General features: G+C 52.1%; 2 tRNA genes and 3 rRNA genes. All 5 read left to right on the forward strand.

Annotated elements, in window-relative coordinates:
• Nucleotides 1-235: 235 nt before the first annotated feature.
• Nucleotides 236-1772, forward strand: a 16S ribosomal RNA gene (locus ACNFG0_RS22690).
• 85 nt (nucleotides 1773-1857) lie between these two features.
• A tRNA-Ile gene (locus ACNFG0_RS22695) sits at nucleotides 1858-1934 on the forward strand.
• Nucleotides 1935-1955: 21 nt separating this feature from the next.
• Nucleotides 1956-2031, forward strand: a tRNA-Ala gene (locus ACNFG0_RS22700).
• A 246-nt stretch (nucleotides 2032-2277) separates the two neighbouring features.
• Nucleotides 2278-5170: ribosomal RNA gene (locus ACNFG0_RS22705) — 23S ribosomal RNA — on the forward strand.
• 150 nt (nucleotides 5171-5320) lie between these two features.
• Nucleotides 5321-5380: ribosomal RNA gene (rrf, locus tag ACNFG0_RS22710) — 5S ribosomal RNA — on the forward strand; the annotation flags it as partial.

The raw sequence follows: 5380 nt of genomic DNA on the forward strand, positions 1-5380 counted from the left end.
AAATAAACGCTTGACAGACTTTGAGGAAAGCGTAGAATGCGCGGCCTCGGTTGAGACAACGCTCTTAACCAAATCGCTCTTTAACAATCGAATCAAGCAATTCGTGTGGGTGCTTGTGAGTACGGACTGATCGTCGCCAAGATTATCAGCATCACAAGTGGCCATGCGAGAAATCACATAGTCATTTGAGATTGCTGAGCCAAGTTTAGGGTTTCTTAAAAACCCAAGCAGTATTGAACTGAAGAGTTTGATCATGGCTCAGATTGAACGCTGGCGGCAGGCCTAACACATGCAAGTCGAGCGGATGACGGGAGCTTGCTCCTTGATTCAGCGGCGGACGGGTGAGTAATGCCTAGGAATCTGCCTGGTAGTGGGGGACAACGTTCCGAAAGGGGCGCTAATACCGCATACGTCCTACGGGAGAAAGTGGGGGATCTTCGGACCTCACGCTATCAGATGAGCCTAGGTCGGATTAGCTAGTTGGTGAGGTAATGGCTCACCAAGGCGACGATCCGTAACTGGTCTGAGAGGATGATCAGTCACACTGGAACTGAGACACGGTCCAGACTCCTACGGGAGGCAGCAGTGGGGAATATTGGACAATGGGCGAAAGCCTGATCCAGCCATGCCGCGTGTGTGAAGAAGGTCTTCGGATTGTAAAGCACTTTAAGTTGGGAGGAAGGGCAGTAAGTTAATACCTTGCTGTTTTGACGTTACCGACAGAATAAGCACCGGCTAACTCTGTGCCAGCAGCCGCGGTAATACAGAGGGTGCAAGCGTTAATCGGAATTACTGGGCGTAAAGCGCGCGTAGGTGGTTCGTTAAGTTGGATGTGAAAGCCCCGGGCTCAACCTGGGAACTGCATCCAAAACTGGCGAGCTAGAGTATGGTAGAGGGTGGTGGAATTTCCTGTGTAGCGGTGAAATGCGTAGATATAGGAAGGAACACCAGTGGCGAAGGCGACCACCTGGACTGATACTGACACTGAGGTGCGAAAGCGTGGGGAGCAAACAGGATTAGATACCCTGGTAGTCCACGCCGTAAACGATGTCAACTAGCCGTTGGAATCCTTGAGATTTTAGTGGCGCAGCTAACGCATTAAGTTGACCGCCTGGGGAGTACGGCCGCAAGGTTAAAACTCAAATGAATTGACGGGGGCCCGCACAAGCGGTGGAGCATGTGGTTTAATTCGAAGCAACGCGAAGAACCTTACCAGGCCTTGACATGCAGAGAACTTTCCAGAGATGGATTGGTGCCTTCGGGAACTCTGACACAGGTGCTGCATGGCTGTCGTCAGCTCGTGTCGTGAGATGTTGGGTTAAGTCCCGTAACGAGCGCAACCCTTGTCCTTAGTTACCAGCACGTTATGGTGGGCACTCTAAGGAGACTGCCGGTGACAAACCGGAGGAAGGTGGGGATGACGTCAAGTCATCATGGCCCTTACGGCCTGGGCTACACACGTGCTACAATGGTCGGTACAGAGGGTTGCCAAGCCGCGAGGTGGAGCTAATCTCACAAAACCGATCGTAGTCCGGATCGCAGTCTGCAACTCGACTGCGTGAAGTCGGAATCGCTAGTAATCGCGAATCAGAATGTCGCGGTGAATACGTTCCCGGGCCTTGTACACACCGCCCGTCACACCATGGGAGTGGGTTGCACCAGAAGTAGCTAGTCTAACCTTCGGGAGGACGGTTACCACGGTGTGATTCATGACTGGGGTGAAGTCGTAACAAGGTAGCCGTAGGGGAACCTGCGGCTGGATCACCTCCTTAATCGAAGACATCAGCCTGCTGATGAGCTCCCACACGAATTGCTTGATTCCTTGAAGAAGACGATGCTGTAACGCGACCCTGTTATAGGTCTGTAGCTCAGTTGGTTAGAGCGCACCCCTGATAAGGGTGAGGTCGGCAGTTCAAATCTGCCCAGACCTACCATTCGCTGGGTGCAGAGACGACGGGGCCATAGCTCAGCTGGGAGAGCGCCTGCCTTGCACGCAGGAGGTCAGCGGTTCGATCCCGCTTGGCTCCACCATTTGCTTTGTGATTCGCGGTTACCTGCAGAACTTAGAAATGAACATTCCGGTGTGAATGTTGATTTCTGACTTTTGTCAGATCGTTCTTTAAAAATTCGGATATGTGATAGATAGACTGACACGCACTTTCACTGGTGTGATGTCAGGCTAAGGTAAAATTTGTGAGTTCTGCTCGTAACTGAGCAACATGCGAATTTTCGGCGAATGTCGTCTTCACAGTATAACCAGATTGCTTGGGGTTATATGGTCAAGTGAAGAAGCGCATACGGTGGATGCCTTGGCAGTCAGAGGCGATGAAAGACGTGGTAGCCTGCGATAAGCTTTGGGGAGTCGGCAAACAGACTGTGATCCAGAGATCTCTGAATGGGGGAACCCACCTAGGATAACCTAGGTATCTTGTACTGAATCCATAGGTGCAAGAGGCGAACCAGGGGAACTGAAACATCTAAGTACCCTGAGGAAAAGAAATCAACCGAGATTCCCTTAGTAGTGGCGAGCGAACGGGGACCAGCCCTTAAGCTGGTTTGAGATTAGTGGAACGCTCTGGAAAGTGCGGCCATAGTGGGTGATAGCCCCGTACACGAAAATCTCTTGCCAGTGAAATCGAGTAGGACGGAGCACGAGAAACTTTGTCTGAACATGGGGGGACCATCCTCCAAGGCTAAATACTACTGACTGACCGATAGTGAACCAGTACCGTGAGGGAAAGGCGAAAAGAACCCCGGAGAGGGGAGTGAAATAGAACCTGAAACCGTATGCGTACAAGCAGTGGGAGCCTACTTTGTTAGGTGACTGCGTACCTTTTGTATAATGGGTCAGCGACTTATATTCAGTGGCGAGCTTAACCGAATAGGGGAGGCGTAGCGAAAGCGAGTCTTAATAGGGCGTTTAGTCGCTGGGTATAGACCCGAAACCGGGCGATCTATCCATGGGCAGGTTGAAGGTTAGGTAACACTGACTGGAGGACCGAACCGACTACCGTTGAAAAGTTAGCGGATGACCTGTGGATCGGAGTGAAAGGCTAATCAAGCTCGGAGATAGCTGGTTCTCCTCGAAAGCTATTTAGGTAGCGCCTCATGTATCACTCCAGGGGGTAGAGCACTGTTTCGGCTAGGGGGTCATCCCGACTTACCAAACCGATGCAAACTCCGAATACCTGGAAGTGCCGAGCATGGGAGACACACGGCGGGTGCTAACGTCCGTCGTGAAAAGGGAAACAACCCAGACCGTCAGCTAAGGTCCCAAAGTCATGGTTAAGTGGGAAACGATGTGGGAAGGCTTAGACAGCTAGGAGGTTGGCTTAGAAGCAGCCATCCTTTAAAGAAAGCGTAATAGCTCACTAGTCGAGTCGGCCTGCGCGGAAGATGTAACGGGGCTCAAACCATGCACCGAAGCTACGGGTATCACCTTAGGGTGATGCGGTAGAGGAGCGTTCTGTAAGCCTGTGAAGGTGAGTTGAGAAGCTTGCTGGAGGTATCAGAAGTGCGAATGCTGACATGAGTAACGACAATGCGAGTGAAAAACTCGCACGCCGAAAGACCAAGGTTTCCTGCGCAACGTTAATCGACGCAGGGTTAGTCGGTCCCTAAGGCGAGGCTGAAAAGCGTAGTCGATGGAAAACAGGTTAATATTCCTGTACTTCCAGTTATTGCGATGGAGGGACGGAGAAGGCTAGGCCAGCTTGGCGTTGGTTGTCCAAGTTTAAGGTGGTAGGCTGAAATCTTAGGCAAATCCGGGATTTCAAGGCCGAGAGCTGATGACGAGTTGCCATTAGGCGACGAAGTGGTTGATGCCATGCTTCCAAGAAAAGCTCCTAAGCTTCAGATAACTGGGAACCGTACCCCAAACCGACACAGGTGGTCGGGTAGAGAATACCAAGGCGCTTGAGAGAACTCGGGTGAAGGAACTAGGCAAAATGGCACCGTAACTTCGGGAGAAGGTGCGCCGGCGAGGGTGAAGGACTTGCTCCGTAAGCCCATGCCGGTCGAAGATACCAGGCCGCTGCGACTGTTTATTAAAAACACAGCACTCTGCAAACACGAAAGTGGACGTATAGGGTGTGACGCCTGCCCGGTGCCGGAAGGTTAATTGATGGGGTTAGCGCAAGCGAAGCTCTTGATCGAAGCCCCGGTAAACGGCGGCCGTAACTATAACGGTCCTAAGGTAGCGAAATTCCTTGTCGGGTAAGTTCCGACCTGCACGAATGGCGTAACGATGGCGGCGCTGTCTCCACCCGAGACTCAGTGAAATTGAAATCGCTGTGAAGATGCAGTGTATCCGCGGCTAGACGGAAAGACCCCGTGAACCTTTACTATAGCTTTGCACTGGACTTTGAGCTTGCTTGTGTAGGATAGGTGGGAGGCTTTGAAGTGGGGACGCCAGTTCTCATGGAGCCATCCTTGAAATACCACCCTGGCAACCTTGAGGTTCTAACTCAGGTCCGTGATCCGGATCGAGGACAGTGTATGGTGGGTAGTTTGACTGGGGCGGTCTCCTCCCAAAGAGTAACGGAGGAGTACGAAGGTGCGCTCAGACCGGTCGGAAATCGGTCGCAGAGTATAAAGGCAAAAGCGCGCTTGACTGCGAGACCCACACGTCGAGCAGGTACGAAAGTAGGTCTTAGTGATCCGGTGGTTCTGTATGGAAGGGCCATCGCTCAACGGATAAAAGGTACTCCGGGGATAACAGGCTGATACCGCCCAAGAGTTCATATCGACGGCGGTGTTTGGCACCTCGATGTCGGCTCATCACATCCTGGGGCTGAAGCCGGTCCCAAGGGTATGGCTGTTCGCCATTTAAAGTGGTACGCGAGCTGGGTTTAGAACGTCGTGAGACAGTTCGGTCCCTATCTGCCGTGGACGTTTGAGATTTGAGAGGGGCTGCTCCTAGTACGAGAGGACCGGAGTGGACGAACCTCTGGTGTTCCGGTTGTCACGCCAGTGGCATTGCCGGGTAGCTATGTTCGGAAGAGATAACCGCTGAAAGCATCTAAGCGGGAAACTTGCCTCAAGATGAGATCTCACTGGGATCTTGAATCCCCTAAAGGGCCGTCGAAGACTACGACGTTGATAGGTCGGGTGTGTAAGCGCTGTGAGGCGTTGAGCTAACCGATACTAATTGCCCGTGAGGCTTGACCATATAACACCCAAGCAATTTGAGCCTGCTGTTGAATCAGTGGTACGCCAAATTGTGGTGGTGAAGACGAAAGACCCGAAAATTCGTAGGCTCACAACTTCACATATCCGAATTGGCTGGCATGTCCATCTGGACGTTCTGGCAACAGAATTTCTTGACGACCATAGAGCATTGGAACCACCTGATCCCATCCCGAACTCAGCAGTGAAACGA

Origin of the sequence: Pseudomonas sp. NY15372 (assembly GCF_048068215.1) — a bacterium.
Classification (GTDB): Bacteria; Pseudomonadota; Gammaproteobacteria; order Pseudomonadales; family Pseudomonadaceae; genus Aquipseudomonas; species Aquipseudomonas guariconensis_A.